General features: G+C 74.8%; 15 protein-coding genes. 10 read left to right on the top strand and 5 right to left on the bottom strand.

The window, feature by feature from the left end; all coding sequences use genetic code 11:
• Positions 1-26 precede the first annotated feature (26 nt).
• A complete protein-coding gene (locus ACZ4K2_RS20180) occupies positions 27-440 on the top strand; it encodes an SSI family serine proteinase inhibitor (RefSeq protein WP_467474687.1) in 414 nt (137 codons plus the stop codon).
• A gap of 62 nt (positions 441-502) precedes the next feature.
• Here the strand turns inward: ACZ4K2_RS20180 and ACZ4K2_RS20175 are convergent, their stop codons facing one another.
• Positions 503-1,753 carry a M14 family zinc carboxypeptidase gene (locus ACZ4K2_RS20175; RefSeq protein ID WP_467474689.1) on the bottom strand — a complete coding sequence of 417 codons (1,251 nt, stop codon included), beginning with the start codon at positions 1,751-1,753 and terminating at the stop codon, positions 503-505.
• A 140-nt stretch (positions 1,754-1,893) separates the two neighbouring features.
• Positions 1,894-4,236 (bottom strand): malto-oligosyltrehalose synthase, encoded by a 2,343-nt coding sequence (gene treY, locus ACZ4K2_RS20170; RefSeq protein ID WP_467475199.1) that lies wholly within the window; start codon positions 4,234-4,236, stop codon positions 1,894-1,896.
• Between the two features lie 107 nt (positions 4,237-4,343).
• Between treY and ACZ4K2_RS20165 the strand changes: the two genes are divergently transcribed.
• Positions 4,344-5,642, top strand: coding sequence for an MFS transporter (locus ACZ4K2_RS20165; RefSeq protein ID WP_467474691.1), 1,299 nt, complete (start codon positions 4,344-4,346; stop codon positions 5,640-5,642).
• 55 nt (positions 5,643-5,697) lie between these two features.
• Here the strand turns inward: ACZ4K2_RS20165 and glgX are convergent, their stop codons facing one another.
• Positions 5,698-7,815, bottom strand: coding sequence for a glycogen debranching protein GlgX (gene glgX, locus ACZ4K2_RS20160; RefSeq protein ID WP_467474693.1), 2,118 nt, complete (start codon positions 7,813-7,815; stop codon positions 5,698-5,700).
• Positions 7,816-8,029: 214 nt separating this feature from the next.
• Here glgX and ACZ4K2_RS20155 point away from each other — a divergent pair, with 214 nt between their 5' ends.
• The 4 genes from ACZ4K2_RS20155 (at position 8,030) to ACZ4K2_RS20140 (ending at position 12,433) form a co-directional block, all read left to right on the top strand.
• A complete protein-coding gene (locus tag ACZ4K2_RS20155; RefSeq protein ID WP_467474695.1) occupies positions 8,030-8,839 on the top strand; it encodes a Tat pathway signal sequence domain protein in 810 nt (269 codons plus the stop codon).
• 52 nt (positions 8,840-8,891) lie between these two features.
• Positions 8,892-10,241 carry a copper amine oxidase gene (locus tag ACZ4K2_RS20150; RefSeq protein WP_467474697.1) on the top strand — a complete coding sequence of 450 codons (1,350 nt, stop codon included), beginning with the start codon at positions 8,892-8,894 and terminating at the stop codon, positions 10,239-10,241.
• A 116-nt stretch (positions 10,242-10,357) separates the two neighbouring features.
• Positions 10,358-11,605, top strand: a complete 1,248-nt coding sequence (locus ACZ4K2_RS20145; protein ID WP_467474699.1) for an SAV2148 family HEPN domain-containing protein — start codon at positions 10,358-10,360, stop codon at positions 11,603-11,605.
• A gap of 102 nt (positions 11,606-11,707) precedes the next feature.
• Positions 11,708-12,433, top strand: a complete 726-nt coding sequence (locus ACZ4K2_RS20140) for an exonuclease domain-containing protein (RefSeq protein ID WP_467474701.1) — start codon at positions 11,708-11,710, stop codon at positions 12,431-12,433.
• A gap of 83 nt (positions 12,434-12,516) precedes the next feature.
• Here ACZ4K2_RS20140 and ACZ4K2_RS20135 read toward each other — a convergent pair whose 3' ends face one another.
• A complete protein-coding gene (locus ACZ4K2_RS20135; protein WP_467474703.1) occupies positions 12,517-13,380 on the bottom strand; it encodes a phosphotransferase enzyme family protein in 864 nt (287 codons plus the stop codon).
• Between the two features lie 190 nt (positions 13,381-13,570).
• Between ACZ4K2_RS20135 and ACZ4K2_RS20130 the strand changes: the two genes are divergently transcribed.
• From ACZ4K2_RS20130 to mgt, 4 genes are all read left to right on the top strand, one after another.
• Positions 13,571-14,494 (top strand): carbohydrate ABC transporter permease, encoded by a 924-nt coding sequence (locus ACZ4K2_RS20130; protein WP_467475201.1) that lies wholly within the window; start codon positions 13,571-13,573, stop codon positions 14,492-14,494.
• Positions 14,491-15,324 (top strand): carbohydrate ABC transporter permease, encoded by an 834-nt coding sequence (locus ACZ4K2_RS20125; protein WP_467474705.1) that lies wholly within the window; start codon positions 14,491-14,493, stop codon positions 15,322-15,324. Before ACZ4K2_RS20130 ends, ACZ4K2_RS20125 begins: the two co-directional genes overlap by 4 nt.
• Positions 15,324-16,598, top strand: coding sequence for an ABC transporter substrate-binding protein (locus ACZ4K2_RS20120; RefSeq protein ID WP_467474706.1), 1,275 nt, complete (start codon positions 15,324-15,326; stop codon positions 16,596-16,598). Before ACZ4K2_RS20125 ends, ACZ4K2_RS20120 begins: the two co-directional genes overlap by 1 nt.
• A gap of 74 nt (positions 16,599-16,672) precedes the next feature.
• Positions 16,673-17,887: a macrolide-inactivating glycosyltransferase gene (mgt, locus tag ACZ4K2_RS20115; protein WP_467474708.1), complete on the top strand. Its 1,215-nt coding sequence runs from the start codon at positions 16,673-16,675 to the stop codon at positions 17,885-17,887.
• A 111-nt stretch (positions 17,888-17,998) separates the two neighbouring features.
• On the opposite strand, the gene ACZ4K2_RS20110 is transcribed toward mgt, so the two are convergent.
• Positions 17,999-20,251: an MMPL family transporter gene (locus ACZ4K2_RS20110; protein WP_467474709.1), complete on the bottom strand. Its 2,253-nt coding sequence runs from the start codon at positions 20,249-20,251 to the stop codon at positions 17,999-18,001.
• Positions 20,252-20,497 lie beyond the last annotated feature (246 nt).

Raw genomic sequence — 20,497 nt, 5'->3', positions numbered from 1 at the left:
CGGGCCCGCGTGCCGATGCAACCGGCATGACCCACATCACCAGAACGGCAGCGGCGGCCGCCGCCCTGCTGGCCGCCGCCGGTCTCCTCACCGCGGGACCGGCCCGGGCGGCCTCCCACGACACCCGGTCGGACGGCCGGCTCCTCCTGACGGTCACCCGGGGCGCATCCGGCTCCGGCGGCACCCGCGGCACGCTGCTGCTGTGCGACCCGCCCCGGGGACACGCGCACGCGGCCGAGGCCTGCGGCGAACTGGCCCGCGCGGACGGCGACATCGACCGCATCCCGGCCGCCGACGTCTTCTGCCCATTGATCTTCGCCCCGGTGACCGCCCGCGCGCGCGGGCGGTGGAACGGCCGGCCGGTCGACTTCCAGGAGACGTACACCAGCGTCTGCGTCCTGCGGGCGCGGACGGGACACGTCTTCGCCCTGGACGACTGACCGGCGACCGCGGGCGGGGGCGCGGGCGCCGGCACCGGCCCGCGCCACCCGGCCCGCCCCGGTCAGGCCGCCCGCTCCCGCGCCTGCCGCGCCGCCACCAGCACCGTCCGGGACTGGTGCTCCACCTGGTGCTCCAGCGGCACCCAGCGGGCCCGGAACCGTAGTGCGAAGGCGTCGCACCAGGCGACCACGAGCTGTTCCAGACGCGGCGCCGCCCGGTCGTCCGCCTCCCGCAGCACCCGCAGGAGCATCGCCGCGGCCCGCAGCGGCAGCCGCCGGCCGAAGGCGTCCACACTGCCGACGTACGCCATCGTGGTGCCCGCCGGATCGGTGTGGACCCAGTCCTCGGCCAGCCCCGGCACCAGCTCCAGCGCCCACCGCGCCGCCCGCAGCAGCGGCCCCTCCGCGCCGTCCAGCCGGGGCAGCGCCTCGGCGAGGATCCGCTCCACCTCCCACCCGTCCCGCAGCAGCCGGGTGGCCAGGCGCCGCATGGCCGCGGCGGGGGCGGGGTGCGGCGCCGGGTCGTCCACCAGGTCGCTGGCCCACATCGGCACCTCCACCACGGCGGTCAGGCCGCCGTACCGGTGCGCGTGGTACCAGGTGCTGTGCCGGGCGTCGTCCGGCATGCTCGGGTAGGCCGCCCCCGTCCCCGGACCGGGCATCACGTGCACCCCGGGGCCGGAGGCCGGCCAGCCGGCGGCGTCCGAGGCGCCCGTCTCCACCGGGATGCGCAGCCTGGCCGCGGACTTGGCGAACGGCTCGGCGAGCCCCGGTACGTCCCTGGTCAGCTGCACCCAGCTACCGCCCAGGTCGGTGCCGTGCAACGTCACCTGGAGGTACGGGCGGACCTCGTCTATCACCCCGGTCAGGGCCCGGGTCTCCGGCGGCAGCCGGTCCGGCGGCAGCACCGAGGGGGACCACTCCGGCTGCTCCGCACCGGTCGGCCGGTAGAAACCGAGGTGGTAGTCGAGCAGGCTGCGCGGCGCCGGGGTCACGTGCAGACTCGCGCCGTCCGGGTCGGCGCACAGCAGGAAGTGCCAGGAGGTGCCCGCCCGCAGCTCCCGGTCGGCGAGCACCCGCTCGGCGAGCGCCCGCAGCGTGGAACCGCCCGCGGGCTCGTTGGCGTGGGCGCCGGCGACCACCAGCACCGCACGCCGGGCGTGCCCCACCGACAGCAGGTGCAGGGGGCGTCCCGCGCGCGAGACGCCCACCTGGCGCAGCGCGCACAGCCCGGGTTCCCCGGCGGCCAGCGTCCGCGCGGCGGCGACCAGTTCGGGAACGCTGGGATAGCGCAGCTCCGGCACCGGACCCACCCCCGACCCGTCCGCCCGGTTTCGCCCTCCCAGTGCCGCACGGGCCGGGGGAACTGTCAAGCAGTCGGCGGGGGAGCCGCCGGGGGCGCCCAGGCGCCCGTGCCCGCCCGCGTCCGGCCCCCCGCGCCCCCGCCGGCGCCTCAGTCCCGCGCGACCCGTTCCAGCAGCGCCACCGGCAGTCCGCCGAGCAGGTCCGCCACGGGCGCGTGGCCGGTGTACTCGCGGTCCGGCGCCAGCACGTCCACCCACCGGCCGGGCGGCAGCGGCAGCCGTGTCTCCCGCCAGCCGCCCGCCTCCGCCAGCCGCAGCGACAGCCGGGTCACCGCCGTGACCACCTCGCCCGAGCGCGTGAACGCCAGGCAGTGCTCGGCGGCCGGGCCCTCGGCGGCCAGCGGCTCGTACGACGCGTCCGCGCCGAAGGCCTCCGGGCGCCGGGCCCGCAGCCGCAGCGCCGCCGCCGTCACGGCGCCCTTCTCGCCGGGCGCCTCGGGCGGCAGCGCCACCGGGTGCCGGTTGTCCGGGTCAACCAGCGCCCGGTACTCGCCCTCCGTGCCCTGGTACACGTCCGGCACCCCGGGCATCGTCAGGTGGACCAGCGCGGTACCGAGGACGTTGGCCCGGACGTGCGGCTCCAGCGCCTTGCGCAGCGCCGCCACGCGCTCGCCCGGCGGCCCGCACGGCCCGGCGGTGACGAAGGCCGCCACCGCCTCCTCGTACGGCGCCTCCTGCTCCGTCCAGCTCGTGTACATGCCCGCCTCGCGGACGTGCTTCAGCAGCGACCGCAGGACGCGCTCCTCCTCGGCCGGGCCGAGCCCGAACACCGTCTGCCAGGCCGCCCAGGCGAGCTGCCCGTCCGGTGCGCCGTCGCCGTCCGTGGTCACCTCGGCGAGCAGCCGGGTCCAGCGGTCCGGGCACTCGGTGAGCACGGCCAGCGCGGCCCGCACGTCCGCGCTGCGCTTGGTGTCGTGCGTGGTGACGACCGTCCCGGTGAGCGGCCAGTCGCGCTGCACGCGCGCGCAGTACGTGTGGAAGTCCTCCGGGAACACCCCGGGGCTGCCCGGGTCGCCCCCCACCTCGGTCGCCGACAGCAGCGGCACGTAGCGGTAGAACGCCGTGTCCTCCACCGACTTGGCGCGCAGCGCCGACGCGGTCTGCGCGAACCGGGCGCGGAACTCCACCCGGTCGGCGTGGTCCGGCGCCGTCACCTCGCCGGGCGGCTCGACCAGCAGCCGGCGCACGATCCCGACCGCCTCGGCCTCCTCGGGCACCACGAAGGCGAGCCGGGCCTCCTCGGCGGCCTCCTCGGTGATCACGGCGGCGGCGTCGCCGGACGCGTACGGCCGGTAGACCCGCATCCGCACCAGCAGCTCCTCCACGGCCGTGCGCAGCGCCCAGGGCGCCCGGTCGCGCAGCGAGAGGTCGGGCGAGGCGGCGCACAGCCGGGCCGCCACCCGGGTGAGCCGGTCGGTCTCGGTGGCCAGCTCGTGGGTGAGCACCTTGTACGCCGCCCGCCGGACCGTGGCCTCCCAGTTGCCGCCCCGGTCGGTCTGCGGCGCCGCGAACGCGCGGTACCGGCCGAGCAGTTCGTACGCCCCGGTGCGGTCCGTGAACAGGCCGTCGACGTGCCGCAGGGCGTCGTAGCCCGTGGTGCCCGCGACCGGCCAGGACGCCGGCAGGTGCTCGCCGTCGGCGAGGATCTTCTCCACGACCGTCCAGCGCCCGCCGGTCGCCTCGTCCAGCCGCGCGAGGTAGCCGTCGGGGTCGGCGAGCCCGTCGGGATGGTCGACGCGCAGCCCGTCGATCACCCCGTCCGCGAGCAGCCGCAGGATCGTGCCGTGGGTGGCGTGGAACACCTCGGGGTCCTCCACCCGCAGCCCGATCAGCTCGGAGATGGAGAAGAACCGACGGTAGTTCAGCTCGGTACGGGCCAGCCGCCACCACACCGGGCGGTACCACTGGGCGTCCAGCAGCGCCGGCAGCGGCAGGTGCCCGGTGCCGGCGCGCAGCGGGAAGGCGTGGCCGTGGTAGCGCAGCACGTCCCCGTCGGGCACGAGGTGCGCCGTCTCCGCGCCCACCGGTCCACCGAGCACCGGCAGCAGCACCCGGCCGTCCTGCGCCTCCCAGTCGATGTCGAACCAGCGCGCGTACGGCGACCGGGGCCCGTCGCGCAGCACCTCCCACAGCGCGGGGTTGTGCGCGGGCGCCATCGCCATGTGGTTCGGCACGATGTCCACCACCAGGCCCAGTCCGTGTTCCCGCGCGGTGCGCGCCAGCGCGCGCAGCCCCTCCTCACCTCCCAGCTCCGCGCGCACCCGCGAGTGGTCCACCACGTCGTAGCCGTGCGTGGACCCCGGGACGGCCTCCAGGACCGGGGACAGGTGCAGGTGCGAGACGCCGAGCGACGCCAGGTACGGTACGGCCGCTTCGGCGGCGGCGAACGGGAACGCCGGCTGGAGCTGCAGCCGGTAGGTGGCCGTGGGCACCCCGGGTCCGGATCGCGCAGAAGTCATGGGAACCTACGTACCCCGCTCGCCGTCTTTCGTGTCATCCTCGCCTGCCCGGATCACGCACCCGTGTCTAGGTTCGAACGATGGGGACGACGAGAGCGGCGCCGGAGCGGCCCGGGCGGGGCGGCACGGCGCGGACGTACCGCAGGGTGATCGGCCTGACCGGACCGCTGCTGCCGTGCGTGTCGTTCCTGGGGCGGCTGCCCACCGCGACCATCCAGTTCGGCAGCGTCCTGCTCGTCGCCCGCACCAGCGGTTCCCTCGGCACGGCCGGGGTGACCGGCGGCGCGCTCGCGCTCGGCCAGGTGGTCTGCGGGCCGCTGGTGGGGCGGCTCGCGGACCGGCACGGCCAGCGGACCGTGGTGCTCGCGTTCTCGCTCGTCAACGCCCTCGCCGTGGCCGCGCTGGTGGCGGGGGCGCTCGCCGGGCTGCCCGCGGCCGCCCTGGCGCTCCTGGGGGCCGCCGCGGGCGCCACCGTGCCGCTCGTCGGCCCGCTGGCGCGCACCCGGCTGGTCGCCCTGGCCCGCCGCGCGGGCGCCCCGGAGGCGACGGTCGGCGCCGCGCTCTCCTTCGAGAGCACCCTGGACGAACTGTCGTTCGTCATCGGCCCGGCGCTCGTCGGCCTGGCCGCGGTCCTCGCCCATCCGGCCTACGCGCTGGGCGGCGCGGCGGTGCTGGTGGCGTGCTGCGGCAGCGCCTTCGCCCTGCATCCGACCGCCCGCCTGGCCGCACCCGCGCGCGGGGGGCCCGGCCCCGGACGGGTGCGCGCCGCGCGGGCCCCGCTGCCCCGGTGCGTGCCCGCCCTGCTGACCGCGCTGGCGCTCCAGGGCGCGATGTTCGGCGCCTGCCAGGCGGGCATCACGGCGCTGACCGGCCGGCTCGGGCAGGAGGAGCAGGCCGGTCTCGTGTACGCCGCCATGGGGGTGATGAGCGCCGCGGCCGGGTTCGCCATGGCCGCCGTACCGGACCGGGTCGGCCCCCGCGCGCGCTGGCGGCTGGCGACCGGCGCCGCCCTCGTGCTCTCCCTGCCGCTGGCGGGCACCACCGGCCTGCCCGTCCTGTACGCCGTCGTCACCGTCCTGGGCACCGCCTACGCCCCGCACCTGATCACGGTGTTCGGCCTGCTGGAGCGCGCGGTCGCGCCGTCCCGGCTGGCCGAGACCATGGGCCTGGCCACCAGCGCCCTGGTCGGCGGCCAGGCGGTGGCCGTCGCCGTCTCGGGACGCCTGGCCGAGTCGCACGGCCCGGCGGCCGCCTTCACGGCGGCGAGCGGCGCGGCCGCCCTCGCCTTCTGCCTCGCGCTGACCACCCGCCCGACCGCACACCGGGACCGCTCCGGGACCGCCACCGGCCCGCGCGTGCCGGACCGGGGGACTTCCTAGTCCGGCCCCGCGCACGCCGCCCGGCGGCTCCCGCGGGGAGCCGCCGGGCGGCGGGTCACGCCGGGCGCTGGAGCACGGTCAGGCTGCGGTCGGGCAGGGTGAGCCGGTCGCCCGCGTCGGCCTTCGGGCCCGACCCCGGCGGCACCCCCTCCGGGCGGGCCGTGTCGACCACCACCTGCCACTGCCGGCCGTGGCCGACCGGCACCACGAAGTCCAGCGGTTCGGGCGAGGCGTTGAACATCAGCAGAAAGGAGTCGTCCGAGATGCGCTCCCCGCGCGGGCCGGGCTCGGAGATGGCGTTGCCGTTCAGGAACACCGTCAGGCCGGACACCTGCGCGGAGTCCCAGTCCTCCTGGGTCATCTCGCTGCCCTCCGGGGTGAACCAGGCGATGTCGGACAGCTCGTCGCGGGCGCCCTCCACCATGCGGCCGTGGAAGAAGCGGCGCCGCCGGAAGACGGGGTGGTCGCGGCGCAGCCCCACCATCGCCCGGGTGAACTCCAGCAGGCCGGTGCCGTCCCCCTCCTCGCCGGGCCACCGGATCCACGACAGCTCGTTGTCCTGGCAGTAGGCGTTGTTGTTGCCGCGCTGGGTGCGGGCGAACTCGTCGCCGTGGCTGATCATCGGCACGCCCTGGGACAGCATCAGCGTGGCGATGAAGTTGCGCATCTGGCGGGCGCGCAGCCGCAGCACCTCCGGGTCGTCGCTCTCGCCCTCCGCGCCGCAGTTCCACGACCGGTTGTGGCTCTCGCCGTCCCGGTTCTCCTCGCCGTTGGCCTCGTTGTGCTTGTCGTTGTACGCGACGAGGTCGTGCAGGGTGAAACCGTCGTGGCAGGTCACGAAGTTGATGGAGGCCAGCGGCCGGCGGCCGTCGTCCTGGTAGAGGTCGGAGGAGCCGGTCAGCCGGGAGCCGAACTCGGCCAGCGCGCGCGGCTCACCGCGCCACAGGTCCCGGACCGTGTCCCGGTACTTGCCGTTCCACTCCGTCCACAGCGGCGGGAAGTTCCCCACCTGGTAGCCGCCCTCGCCGACGTCCCACGGCTCGGCGATCAGCTTCACCTGGGAGACCACCGGGTCCTGCTGCACCAGGTCGAAGAACGACGACAGCCGGTCCACCTCGTGGAACTGCCGGGCCAGGGTGGCCGCGAGGTCGAAGCGGAAGCCGTCGACGTGCATCTCGGTGACCCAGTACCGCAGCGAGTCCATGATCAGCTGGAGCACGTGCGGGGACCGCATCAGCAGCGAGTTCCCGGTGCCCGTGGTGTCCATGTAGTAGTGGGGGTCGTCGGTGAGCCGGTAGTACGAGGGGTTGTCGATGCCCTTGAAGGACAGCGTCGGGCCCAGGTGGTTGCCCTCCGCCGTGTGGTTGTAGACGACGTCCAGGATGACCTCGATACCGGCCTCGTGCAGCGCCCGGACCGCCGACTTGAACTCCAGCACCTGCTGGCCGCGGTCGCCCCAGGAGGCGTACGCGTTGTGCGGGGCGAAGAAGCCGATGGTGTTGTAGCCCCAGTAGTTGGACAGGCCCAGGTCGGCCAGCCGGTGGTCGTTCACGAACTGGTGCACGGGCATCAGCTCCAGCGCCGTCACCCCGAGTTCGGTCAGGTGCTCGATGACCGCCGGGTGGGCGAGCCCCGCGTAGGTGCCGCGCAGCTCCTCGGGCAGCCCCGGGTGCCGCATGGTCAGGCCCTTGACGTGGGCCTCGTAGATCACCGTGCGGTGGTAGTCGGTCCGCGGCGGACGGTCGTCGCCCCAGTCGAAGTAGGGGTTGATCACCACCGAGGTCATGGTGTGCGGCGCCGAGTCCAGGTCGTTGCGCCGCTCGGGCGCCCCGAAGTGATAGCCGTACACCTCCTCGCCCCACCGGACCGACCCGCTGACCGCCTTCGCGTACGGGTCGAGCAGCAGCTTCGCCGAGTTGCAGCGCAGCCCGCGGCCGGGGTCGTACGGGCCGTGCACCCGGAACCCGTACCGCTGGCCCGGCATCACGCCGGGCAGGTACGCGTGCCGCACGAACGCGTCGCTCTCGCGCAGCTCCACCGCCGTCTCCGAGCCGTCGTCGTGCAGCAGACACAGCTCTACTCGGTCCGCGGCCTCCGTGAAGACCGCGAAGTTGGTTCCGGCGCCGTCGTAGGTGGCGCCGAGCGGATACGTCTCTCCAGGCCAGACCTGCATGCTTACGACTCTCCCAGGTGTGCCGTGCGACCGGGGCCGCGCCGGCCCCCGGGCCTTGTCCGAAAGTGACGCAACCTCCGGTGATTCACCTGCCTCTTACCCACCGACCAGCGCGCACGGCGGTTCTGGTACCCGCCCTGCGCCGAATCAGCGGGCGAGACGTACTCCCGGGGACCAGACGTACTCCCGGGGACCAGGGGAGCAGGGGGAAGATGTGCGCGAGACAGTCCACCGCCATCTGGGCAAGGTACTGACCGGCGCGGCCCTGGCGGCGGTGGGGAGCGCCGCCCTGGTCGCGGTCACGCTGCCGGGCACGGCGGGCGCGGGCGAGACCGGCGGCACCGGCGGCGGAGCACGAGCCGCGGGGCAGGCCGGACAGGAGGCGGACCCGCCGCCCGGCGTGGTGGAGCGGGCGCCCGCCGAGCCGCGGCGGGGCACCGGCCGCGACCCGCTCACCGGCGGCGAGCTGGCACGGATCGAGAGGATCGCCGTGGCCGGACGGCTGGCCGCCACCGCCCGGGACGTCGGCGGGGGCCGCGGACCGCAGCGGCTGAGCGTCGACCTCGCCGAGCCCGAGGCCGCCGAGGCCGACGACCCGGCCGCACCCCGCCGGGCCGACGTGACCCTCTACGACTACACGGACGACACGCTCGTCACCCGGACCGTCGACCTGGAGACCGGGAAGGTGGAGCGGACCGCCAGCCGGCGCGGCGTGCAGCCGCCGCCGAGCCGCGCGGAGAACACCGAGGCGGCCCGGATCCTGATCGCAGGCCCGCTCGGCGCGGGCCTGAAGGCGGACTACAAGGACGCCACCGGCCGGGAACTGACCTCGCCCGGCCAACTGGACCTGACCGGCGGGATCTACCGGGCCGCGCCGGGCGCGCAGCCCGCGGTGCTCGACGGCTGCGGCACCCACCGGTGCGTGCGCCTGTTCTCCAAGGTCCGCAACGGGCCGTGGATCGACACCAGGGACCTGGTGATCGACCTGAGCGCCCGCAGGACAGCCGCGCTCGACCGCGGCTGACCGCCGCCGCCCGCCACCACATCCGCACCCTTTGGCGAGGAGTCACCTCTTCATGCCCGAAAAGCACCGTTCCGGCGGCGCCCGGCCGCGCGCCGTCCGCCGTGCCGCCCGCAGGACCGCGGCCGTCGCCCTGTCCCTGGCCGCGCTGGCCGCCGGCGTCACCACCGCGGCCGGCCCGGCCGCGGCGGAGCCCGGTGCCGCGCCCGCCGCGGCCCCCGCGTGCGGCACCGCCTACCGGATCGAGCAGAAGCTGTCCACCGGCACCACCTGGCGGATGTGCTGGCGCTACGACAGCAAGGCCGGCCTGGTCCTGGAGGACGTCACCTACCAGCCCAAGGGCGAGGCCGAGCCGATCAAGGTCCTCAACAGCGCGAGGCTCGCCCAGATCCACGTCCCGTACGACGACGGCAAGCACGAGTACTACGACCTGACGGGCCAGAACTACGCCCAGGCACTGCAGGAACTGACCCCGGGAGAGTGCCCCGGCGGCACCGTCAAGTCCGTCCGGGTGCCCGACGGCGACCCGGCGCACCCGAACGTCAAGGGCCTGTGCACGACCACCCGTTCGCGCGGCCACGCCTACCGGATGCACGACTACTTCCGGACGGTGGAGAAGACCTACCAGGAACAGGGCAGGGACCTGCTGGTCTACACGGTCAACCAGGTCGGCTGGTACGAGTACGTCACCGAGTGGCGCTTCCAGGACGACGGCACCGTCCACATGAACGTCGGCGCCACCGGCAGCCTCTCCTTCGACGACTACAACGCGCAGGACGGGCGTGGCTGGCCCATCGGCAAGGGCGCCGGGGACTACGCCACCAGCCACAGCCACAACGTCTTCTGGCGGCTCGACTTCGGCCTCGACGGCTCGTCCAAGGGGCGCGTCGAGCAGTACGACTCCAAGGTCAGCGCCCCCTCCGGACGGCAGGAGGGCCCGACCGCCAGGACCACCCGCACCAGGATGCCCAAGGAGTTCGCCGGCGACTACCGCACCTACCGCTGGTGGCGGATGGTCAGCGCGGCCGGCAAGAACAAGGACGGGCACGCCCGTTCGTACGAGCTGGTCCCCGGGCCCACCACCAAGTACCCGGGCCGCGCCTTCACCCGGCACGACCTGTACGTGACCCAGTACGACAAGTGCGAGCTGTTCGCCAGCTACAACCCGGCGTGCGCCGCCGGCCACCCGGACTCCGTCGACAAGTGGGTCAACGGCCAGACCCTCACCCATCCCGTGGTCTGGGCGAACGTGGGCTTCCACCACATCGCCCGGGACGAGGACCAGCAGCCCATGCCCGTGCACTGGCAGGGCTTCACCATCGCCCCGCGGGACGTCACGGCTATGAATCCGCTCACTCCCAAGGACCTGGCATGGGAGAACGGGCACTGGGAATGGCGGAGTTGAGCTGACCGGACGGGAAACCGACCTGTCCATCCGGCTGCACCGCCGACCGCTCGCGGAGTACCCTTCCTTGATCGTTGAGACGGGAAAAGGCCCGGGGGGCGGAAGGCGGTGCACGGGTGGGCTCGGGAGGGCTGGAGCTGCCTCCTGGTGACGAGGGTCACGAGGGTCACGAGGGGAACTCCACGGACGTCCCGCCCGGCGCGGTGTCCCTGGCCCGGCCGATGGACGCGGGTTCCATCGGGCCGGAGCTGGAGTGGGACGCCGACGCCTGGCGCGAGGTGCGCACCCGCGCCCAGCGGGCCGGCCGGGCCTACATCTGGCTGAACCTCGTCGAACAGCGGCTGCGCGCGGTCGTGGCCGCCGTGCTCCGGCCGGTCTACGAACCCGTCCACGGCGACGAGTGGGTGGTCGCCGCGGCCGGCCCGGCCGGGCAGGAATGGGTGCAGCGCGCGGTCGCCGTCCGCGAGGTCAGCCGCCGCAAGGGCTACCTGCTCGACCCGGCCGACGACAACGTGCTCAGCTTCCTCACCCTGCCCCAGCTGCGCGAGCTGGTGGTGCAGCACTGGCCGTGCTTCGAGCCGTACTTCGACGAGCGCCGGGACCTCGAACTCGCCCTGGACGAGCTGGAGGTGACCCGCAACGTCGTCTCCCGCAACCGGGCGCTGAACGGGGCGGTGCTCAGCCAGGCCGAGCGGGCCTCCGCCCGGCTGCTGGAGATGCTCGGCGCGGGCGGCGACGTGCCCTCGGCGCGCCGGCTGCCCGTCGACGCGGTCGAGAACCTGGTCGGCGACCGGTACGCCGACGTCGTCGCGGTCCACTCCGACCGGGTGCGGCTGATGCGCCAGTTCCCGGCCGAGGACATCTTCGGCGGCGCGCGCCGGCTCGACGCCATCGGCATCGGCCTCAACCTGCTGGTGCAGAACTTCTCCGGGCGCCGCCTGGTGCGGCTCGCCGAGTCCGGCTGCCGGGTGCGGCTGCTCTTCCTCAACCCGGCCTCCAGTTCGGTCAAGCGGCGCGAGCGCGAACTCGGGATGAAGCGGGGCGAACTGGGCCGCTCGGTCGAGATGAACATCCTGCACATGCGCCGGGTGCGGTCCCGGCTGCGCGACCCGGGCGCCTTCGAGATCCAGGTGTACGACGAGACGCCCCGCTTCACCGCCTACCTGGTGGACGGCGACGGCGCCGACGGCATCGCCGTGGTGCAGTCCTACCTGCGCGGGGCGCGGGGCATGGAGTCGCCGGTGCTGGTGCTGCGCAACGGCAGCAAGCTGGTCAAGCAGGACGACGACGGTGAAGTCGGACTCTTCCCGACATACCGTGAGGAGTTCGAGCTGGCCTGGGCCGATTCGCGGCCCGTGTCCTGACCTGTCCGCAACGGAAAGCGGAACGCGGGAGTCGGCTTGTCAGTGCCGCGTGCGATGGTGGAGGCCACCGGGGGAAAGCACCACCAAGAAGGGGGGCCGCCCATGGCCTGGCACCGGGAACTGCTGATCGGCTTCGACCTGGAGACGACGGGAACCGATCCGCACGAGGCGCGCATCGTCACGGGCGCCGTGATCGAGGTCAGGGCCGGCGAGCCGCTGGGGCGCCGGGAGTGGCTGGCCGATCCGGGCGTGGAGATCCCGGCCGACGCGGTCGCGGTGCACGGCATCAGCACCGAGCGCGCGGCCGCCGAGGGCCGCCCGGCCGACCGGGTGGCCGACGCCATCGCGGACGTCCTGGTGTCCTACTGGACGGCGGGCGTCCCGGTCGTCGCCTACAACGCGGCCTTCGACCTCACCCTGCTCGCCGCCGAACTGCGCCGCCACGGACTGCCGTCGCTCACCGACCGCCTCGGCGGTGCCCAGCCGGCGCCGGTCGTCGACCCGTACACCGTCGACCGGTGGGCCGACCGCTACCGCCGGGGCAAGCGGAACCTGGAGGCGGTCTGCGCCGAGTACGGCATCGTCCTCGACGCGGCCCACGACGCCACCGCCGACGCCCTCGCCGCGGCGCGGCTCGCGTCCGCGATAGCCGAACGCCACCCGAAGATCGCGTCCCTGGGCCCGGCGGAGCTGCACCGGCGCCAGATCGGCTGGTACGCCGAATGGGCGGCGGACTTCCAGGCGTTCCTGCGGCGCAAGGGCGACGAGACGGCCGTGGTGGACGGCCGGTGGCCCCTGCGCGAGCCGGCCGAGAGCCGGCTCGCCTAGGGCCCTGCCCGGCCGCGCCCCGCAGGTGCGGCTACAGCCGCGGTCGGCCGCGCCCCGGGCGCGCCGGGAGGCGCCGCGCACGCTCAGAACGGGTACCACCGCACGGTTTCGTCGCCGTCCCGCAGCGACGCCACCCGCCGCCGGAACTCCGCCAGCGCCTTCGGGTTGCCCGGGGCGTGCTGGGCGACCCAGGCGCAGCTGGCCGTCTCGCGCGCCCCGCGCAGCACGGCACAGCCCTCCCACTCCCGCACGTCCCACCCGTACGCCTCGGTGAAGGCGTCGTACGCCCGCGCCGGCAACCCGTACCGGTCGCGGGAGAGGGCCAGGACCACCAGGTCGTGCTCGCGCAGGTCGGCGGAGAAGGTCTCCAGGTCGACCAGGACCGGCCCGTCCGGCCCGATGTGCACATTGCGGGGCAGCGCGTCGCCGTGGATCGGGCCCGGCGTCAGGCGCGGCGTCAGCGCCGCCGCCCGGGCGGAGAAACCGTCCCGGCGGTCGCGGAGGTAGGCGGCGTCCGCCGGGTCGATCGCGTCGCCCGCGAGCCGCAGCCAGCGTTCCACACCGCCCAGCAGCTCGCGCGGCGGCAGGGCGAAGGGCGGGGAGGGCAGCGCGTGCACGATCCGCAGCAGCGGCGCCAGGTCCCGCGGTTCGGCCGGCCGGACCGGCTCGGGCAGCCGGTGCCACACGGTCACCGGGTGCCCCTCGACGAGCCGCGCCCGGGGCTCGGCCGCCCGCACCGCCGGCACGTCCGCCCCGGCCAGCCAGCCGGCGACGGCCAGTTCGCGCTCGGCCCGCGCCAGCAGCTCGGCGTCCCGGCCCACCTTCACCACCAGGTCGTCCGCGGCGAACACCGCGTTCTCGCCGAGGGCCAGGAGCCGCGCCCGGCCGGCCGGGCCCGGCAGCACCTGCGCCGCGGCCAGTACGTCCCGCGCGCGTGCCTCGTCCATCGTCGTGCCTCCGTGCCGTCTTCCCGTGCCGTTCGGCGGCCCCGGCGCCGGTGCGGGGCGCGGGCCGTGTCCGGCCAGTCTCGCACCCGCGCGCCCGGCCGCCGTGCGCGGTCCCTTGACGGGGTACCGGGCCTTTACGACCATGAACACGCCAACCGGAGCAGGCGGAGGGGCTGATTCCGTGACAGCAGTGGCCGGAGCGCGGACGCCGTCGGCCCGAGCGCGGCCGCCGGCCGGCCCCCGGACCGCCGATCGCGGCGCCTGGTTCCTCGTCCTGCCCGCCCTCCTCCCGATCCTCCTGCTCAGCGTCGGCCCCCTGCTCTACGGCGTCCTGCTGGCCTTCACCGACGCCCAGTCCGGCCGGACGGCCGCCACCCGGTGGACCGGCGCCCTCAACTTCCAGGACCTCCTGCACGACACCCTGTTCTGGGAGTCGTTCCGGATCGGGCTGGTCTGGGCGGCCGGTGTGACCGTCCCCCAGTTCCTGCTGGCGCTCGGCCTGGCCCTGCTGCTCGACGGGGACCTGCGGCTGCGCGGATGGGCCCGCGCGCTGGCGATCGTGCCCTGGGCGATGCCCGAGGTCGTCGTCGGCATCATGTGGCGGCTCGTCTACAACCCGGACGCGGGCGTCCTCAACGAGACGCTGCGCGACCTCGGCCTCGGCGACGGCCGGGACTGGCTGGGCGGGCTGGCCACCGCACTGCCCGCGGTGATCGTCGTCGGCGTCTGGGCGGGCCTGCCGCAGACCACGGTCGCCCTGCTCGCCGGACTCCAGAACGTGCCGCGCGAACTCCACGAGGCGGCGGCCGTCGACGGGGCGGGGGCCTGGCGGCGGTTCCGCGCGGTGACCTGGCCGGCGCTCAGACCGGTGGCCCTCGCCGTCACCGCGCTCAACCTCATCTGGAACCTCAACTCCTTCGCCCTCGTCTACGTCCTCACGAACGGCGGACCCGGCGGGAAGACCCGGCTGCCGACGCTCTTCGCCTACGAGGAGGCGTTCCGCTACGGCCAGTTCGGCTACGCGGCCGCGATGGGCTGCGTGCTCGTCGCGGCGGTCTCCGTCCTGCTCGCCGTGTTCCTGGCCGGCCGGCTGCGCGGCGGTGACGCGTCATGAGGACCCGCCCCGCGGCCCGGGCCGCCCGGTACGCCGCGCTCCTCGCCTACCTGGTGTTCCTGGGCTTCCCGTTGCTGTGGCTGCTGTCCACCGCGCTCAAGTCGCCGCGCGAGCTGGCCAGCGCGCACCCGACGTGGATCCCGCGCCACCCCACCCTGGACGGCGTCCGGCAGGCGTTCGACGAGCAGCCGCTCGCACAGGCCGCGCTCAACTCCCTGCTGGTGGCGCTCGCCACCGCCGTCGTCGCCGTCCTGCTCGCCACCCCGATGGCGTACGTCATGGCCCGGCGCCGTACCCGCCCGGCCCGGGCGGTCACGGGCTGGGTGGTGGTCAGCCAGGCGTTCCCCTTCGTGCTCGTGATCATCCCGCTGTTCCTGGTGCTGAAGCACCTGCGGCTGATCGACTCCCTGGCCGGTCTGGTGCTGGTGTACGTCGTGTGGGCGCTGCCGTTCGCGCTGTGGATGCTCACCGGCCACGTCCGGGCGGTGCCCGCGGAACTGGAGGAGGCGGCGGCCGTGGACGGGGCCGGGCGGCTGCGGACCCTGGTGTCCGTGACGGCGCCCCTGCTCGCGCCCGGCATCGCGGCGACGGCCCTGTTCGCGTTCGTCACCGCGTGGAACGAGTTCTTCTTCGCGCTGGTGCTGCTCAAGAGCCCGGACCGGCAGACCCTGCCGGTCGTCCTCACCCACTTCATCGGCGCGGAGGGCGTGGCCGACCTCGGCCCGCTGGCCGCGGCCTCGTTCCTCGCCACCCTGCCCTCCGTGGCCGTCTTCGCGCTCGTCCAGCGGCGGCTCACGGGCGGCCTGTTCGCCGGGGCGGTGAAGAGCTGATGCGGACCCTCGCCACGGCGCTCGCCGCCCTGCTGCTCCTCGCGGGCTGCGCGGCCCCGGAGCACTCCGGCGGCGGCCCGGTCACCCTGCGCTTCCAGTCCCTGGCCTGGCAGCAGGAGTCCGTGGCCGCCACCAAGGAGCTGGTGCGGGAGTGGAACGCCACCCACCGGGACGTCAAGGTCGAGTACGTCCAGGGCAGCTGGGACAGCGTGCACGACCAGCTCCTCACCTCCTTCGAGGGCGGTGAGGCGCCGGACGTCGTCCACGACGCCTCCGACGACCTCGCCGACTTCGCCCACGGCGGCTACCTCGCCGATCTCACCGGCCTGCTGCCCGCCCGGCTGAGGTCCGACATCCCGCGCGCCGCCTGGCGGACGGCCACCTTCGGGCGCGGCGTCTACGGGGTGCCGTTCCTCCAGGAGCCGCGGGTGCTGATCGCGAACACGGACCGGCTGCGCGCGGCGCGGGTACGGGTGCCGACACCCGGCCGCCCGTGGAGCTGGGCGGAGTTCCGGCAGGCCGCCCGGCGCCTCGGCGGGCCCGGGCGGTACGGCGTCGCCTGGCCGCTGAAGGAGCCGGTCTCCGCCACGCTCAACCTGTCCCTGTCGGCCGGCGGGCAGCTCTTCCACCGGGGGCCGGACGGCAGGGTCACCGTGCGGTTCACCGAGGACGACGCGGTCGTGCCCCGCACCATCCACGACCAGGTCGCCGTCGACCGCAGCGCCCCCGCCTCGACGCTCGGCAGCGGCGGCTCGGACACCCTGCCCGGCTTCTTCGCCGGCCGGTACGCGATGGTCCCGCTGGGCTTCTCCTACCGCCAGCAGATCGTGCAGCAGGCCCCCGAGGGCTTCCGCTGGCAGGTGCTGCCGCCCCCCGCGGGCGCCCGAGGAACCCTCCAGGGCGTCAGCCCGCAGACGCTGTCCGTGTCCGCCGACAGCCCGCACAGGAAGGAGGCCGTCGCCTTCATCGACTTCCTGCTGCGGCCGCGCAACATGGTCCGCCTCGCCCTCGGCGACTGGATGCTGCCCACCGGCACCGAGGCCCTGCGCGACCCCGCGCTGCACACCGCCGAGAGCGGCTGGGCCACCGGCACCGCCCTCGCCCCCCGGCTCCGCCCCGCGCCCGCCCAGTCGGTGCGCGGCTACCCGGAGTGGAAGGACAAGGTGGCCACCCCGGCGTACCAGCAGTACTACAGCGGCGCGATCGGCCTCGCCGAGCTGCGCACCCGCCTGGAACGGGACGGCAACCTGGTGCTGGCCCGCTACCAGCGCTGAGCGGTCCGGCAGGCGGGCGGACGGAGCCGGAAACCCATTAGACGATACGGTCCGTCTCGCCTAGCCTCGGCGGCATGACACCTGTGACCGCCCCCGCCCACATCGCCATGTTCTCCATCGCCGCCCACGGGCACGTGAACCCCAGCCTGGAGGTGATCCGCGAACTCGTGGCGCGCGGCCACCGGGTCACGTACGCCGTCCCGCCCGCCCTCGCGGACAAAGTGGCCGCCACCGGCGCCCGGCCCGTGCCCTACACCTCCCTCCTGCCGGGGCCCGACGCCGACCCGGAGGCCTGGGGCACCACCCTGCTGGACAACGTGGAGCCGTTCCTCACGGACGCGATCCAGGCGCTGCCCCGGCTCGCCGCGGCCTACGCCGACGACACGCCCGACCTCGTCCTGCACGACATCGCCTCCTACCCGGCCCGCGTCCTGGCCCACCGCTGGGGCGTCCCGGCGATCTCCCTCTCCCCGTGCCTCGTCGCCTGGCGGGGCTACGAGGAAGAGGTCGCCGAGCCGATGTGGCGGGAGCCGAAGCAGACCGAACGCGGCCGGGCCTACTACGCCCGCTTCGCGGCCTGGCTCGCCGAGAACGGCATCGCCGAGCACCCGGACTCCTTCACCGGCCGCCCGGCCCGCTCCCTGGTGCTCATGCCCAGGGCCCTCCAGCCGAACGCCGACCGGGTCGACGAGGGCGTGTACACCTTCGTCGGCGCCTGCCAGGGCGACCGGTCCGGCGAGGGGGACTGGCAGCGCCCCGCCGGTGCCGAGAAGGTCGTGCTGGTCTCGCTCGGCTCGGCCTTCACCAAGCAGCCCGCCTTCTACCGGGAGTGCGTGCGCGCCTTCGCCGGCCTGCCCGGCTGGCACGTCGTCCTCCAGGCCGGACGGCACGTGACCCGCGCCGAACTGGGCGAGGTGCCGGACAACGTCGAGGTGCACGGCTGGGTGCCGCAACCGGCGATCCTGCGCCGGGCCGACCTGTTCGTCACGCACGCCGGCGCCGGCGGCAGCCAGGAGGGCCTGCTCACCGCGACGCCGATGATCGCCGTACCGCAGGCCGCCGACCAGTTCGGCAACGCCGACATGCTCCAGGCGCTCGGCGTCGCCCGGCGGCTGTCCACCGAGGAGGCCACCGCCGACCGGCTGCGCGAGGCGGCCCTCGCCCTGGTGCACGACGCCGAGGTGGCGCGCCGGCTCGAGGAGATCCAGGCGGAGGCGGCCCGGGAGGGCGGCACCGCGCGGGCCGCCGACCTCATCGAGGCCGGACTGCCCGACCGCGCGGGGGAGTAGCGGCCCGAGGCGCAGCCGTCTCGGGCGGACGGCACACCGCGGGGGCGGCGGGGACCGGCCGTCCGGTCCCCGCCGCCCCCGCGGCCACTCGCCCCGGCGGACCGGGCGGGCTCAGACCGGCAGCCGCTCGGCCGTCTCGCGCACCGGACGCCCGGCCACGGCCTCGGGGACCTCGTCGTGCGTCAGGTCCGGCAGCCGGTGCAGCCACTTCGGCAGGTACCAGTTGCGCTCGCCGAGCAGTGCCATGACCGCCGGCAGCAGCACCCCGCGGATGATCGTGGCGTCGATCAGGACCGCCGCGGCCAGGCCCACGCCCATCTGCTTCATGGACTGCATGGACAGCGTCCCGAAGATCGCGAACACGGCGACCATGATGACCGCGGCGCTGGTGACGACCCCGGCGGTGGTGACCACGCCGTGCCGGATCGCGTCCTGCGTCGAGCGGCCCCGCATCCGGGCCTCGCGGATCCGCGACACCACGAACACGTGGTAGTCCATCGACAGCCCGAACAGGATCACGAAGAGGAACAGCGGCAGCCAGGTGACGATCGCGCCGACCCCCTCCGCGCCCACCAGCGAGGCGCCCCAGCCGTGCTGGAAGACGGCGACGAGGACGCCGTAGGCGGCGGCGACGGACAGCAGGTTGAGGACGATCGACGTCACCGCGACCGTCAGCGAGCGGAACGACAGCAGCATCAGCAGGAAGGCGAAGGCGACCACGAACGCGAAGACCGGCAGGACCGAGCCCATGAGCTGGTCGTTGAAGTCGTGGTTGCCCGCGACCTGCCCGGTGACCGGCGCCTGCACGCCCTCGACCTCGCCCAGCGTGGCGGGCCGTACCTCGTCGCGCAGCTTCTCCAGGCTCCTCGTCGCCTCGTCCAGGTCGGAGCCGCCGACCAGCGGCACGGAGACCAGGGCCACGTTCTCGGCGTCGTACAGCTTGATGTCGACCGGCCCGCGCGAGGCGCCCGAGGCGATCGCCTCCTTGCGGAAGCCGGCCAGCGCCCGGCGGACCTCGGGGGCGTTGATGTCCTCGGCCTTGACGACGACCCGGGCCGGCTCGCTGCCGCCCGGGAAGGCGTCGTTGAGGTGGTTGTACGTCTGCACCATCGGCAGCGAGTCGCCGAACTCCTGGTCCAGGGTGAGCTGCTGGGTCTTCATGCCCAGCGCGGGCGCCGCGACCGCCAACAGCGCGCCGGCCGCCACCACGACGGACAGCAGCGGCTTGGCCAGCACGCCCCGCAGCACGGCCGTCCAGAACCGGCTGCCCGAGTCGCCGCCCGACCCCCGGCGCCGGCGGCCCAGGAACGGGAGGCGGCCCTTCTCGACGCGCTCGCCGAGCAGCGAGAGCAGCGCGGGCAGGACGGTCACCGAGCCCACCATGGCGACCGCCACCACCATCAGCGAGGCCAGGCCCATCGCCTCGAACTCGGCGAGGCCGGTGAACAGCATGCCCGCCATCGCCACGCAGACCGTGACACCCGAGACGACGATCGCCCGGCCGCTGGTCGCGGCGGCGATCCGCAGGGCGGTGCCCGCGTCTCGGCCGGCCGCCCGCTCCTCGCGCTCCCGGCGCAGGTAGAACAGGCAGTAGTCGACGCCGACGGCCATACCGACCAGCAGCATCACGGAGTTGGCGGTGTCACTCATCGGCTGGAGGTGGCTGACCAGGCCCATCAGGCCCATCGTCGCCATGATCGCGGTGATCGCGAGGGCCACCGGCAGCAGCGCGGCCACCAGCGCGCCGAACGCGACCAGCAGGATGCCGAGCGCCACCGGCACCGCCGAGTACTCGGCCTGCTTGAAGTCGTCCCCGAAGGCGTCCTTGTACTGCTTCTGCATGCTGGCGCCGCCGATCTCCTCGATCCGCAGGCCCGCGTGCTGCTTCTGCACCCCGGCGACCGCCTTCAGCACCGGCTCGATCCGGTCGGCGGCCGTCTCCGCGTCACCGCGCAGCTCGAACTGGACCAGCGCGCTGCGGCCGTCGCGGGAGATGGCGTGCGTGTCGTACGGCGAGGTCACGCCGGTGACCTCGCCGGTGCGGCCGACGGCCTCGACCACGTCGGCCACGGCCGCGCGGAACTCCCCGCCGGTGGCCTCGACCGCGCCGCCCGCGGACTGGATCAGCACGGTCTCCGCGGCCGGCTCCTTGATACCGGCGTCGTCGATGATCTGCGCGGCGGTGTGCGTCTCCCCCTTGAGCTGGTCGCTCTGGGCCACGTCGACCCGGCCCGCCGCCGAGCCCAGCCCCATGGCCAGGACGACGAACAGCACCCATATGCCGACGGCCGCCCAGCGGTGCCGGGCGCTCCAGCCGCCGGCCCGTGCGGCCAGCCCCCGCACCCGCACCTCTGTGTTCCCCATGACGGGTCTGCCCCCTCGTATGCGGTGACGGCCCCCTGCCGCCCTGTCCCGCGCTCGCTCGGCTTCGACGGTAGGCGCCGCACCCCGCCCCTCTCGTCGTACTCCCCGGTGAACCGCGCGCACCCCGGATCACCGCTGGGGAGGACGGCGGGCCCTTACATCTACCGCCGGTTCTCGGGGGCACGCCTCAGGGATCACCGGCGGGACGGGGGAGCCGGACGCGCTCCCGCGGTGTCCGTTCCGACC

It is taken from the genome of Streptomyces sp. NPDC025833, assembly GCF_055558055.1.
Note: the sequence above shows the minus strand (reverse complement) of the source record. Positions and strands in the feature narration are given on the sequence as shown.

Coding starts and splice junctions, on each gene's coding strand:
- ACZ4K2_RS20135 (WP_467474703.1), bottom strand. CDS start 13,380: ATGGACGAGGCACGCGCGCGGGACGTACTGGCCGCGGCGCAGGTGCTG.
- ACZ4K2_RS20140 (WP_467474701.1), top strand. CDS start 11,708: ATGGCCTGGCACCGGGAACTGCTGATCGGCTTCGACCTGGAGACGACG.
- ACZ4K2_RS20120 (WP_467474706.1), top strand. CDS start 15,324: ATGCGGACCCTCGCCACGGCGCTCGCCGCCCTGCTGCTCCTCGCGGGC.
- ACZ4K2_RS20110 (WP_467474709.1), bottom strand. CDS start 20,251: ATGGGGAACACAGAGGTGCGGGTGCGGGGGCTGGCCGCACGGGCCGGC.
- ACZ4K2_RS20180 (WP_467474687.1), top strand. CDS start 27: ATGACCCACATCACCAGAACGGCAGCGGCGGCCGCCGCCCTGCTGGCC.
- mgt (WP_467474708.1), top strand. CDS start 16,673: ATGACACCTGTGACCGCCCCCGCCCACATCGCCATGTTCTCCATCGCC.
- ACZ4K2_RS20165 (WP_467474691.1), top strand. CDS start 4,344: ATGGGGACGACGAGAGCGGCGCCGGAGCGGCCCGGGCGGGGCGGCACG.
- ACZ4K2_RS20150 (WP_467474697.1), top strand. CDS start 8,892: ATGCCCGAAAAGCACCGTTCCGGCGGCGCCCGGCCGCGCGCCGTCCGC.
- glgX (WP_467474693.1), bottom strand. CDS start 7,815: ATGCAGGTCTGGCCTGGAGAGACGTATCCGCTCGGCGCCACCTACGAC.
- ACZ4K2_RS20125 (WP_467474705.1), top strand. CDS start 14,491: ATGAGGACCCGCCCCGCGGCCCGGGCCGCCCGGTACGCCGCGCTCCTC.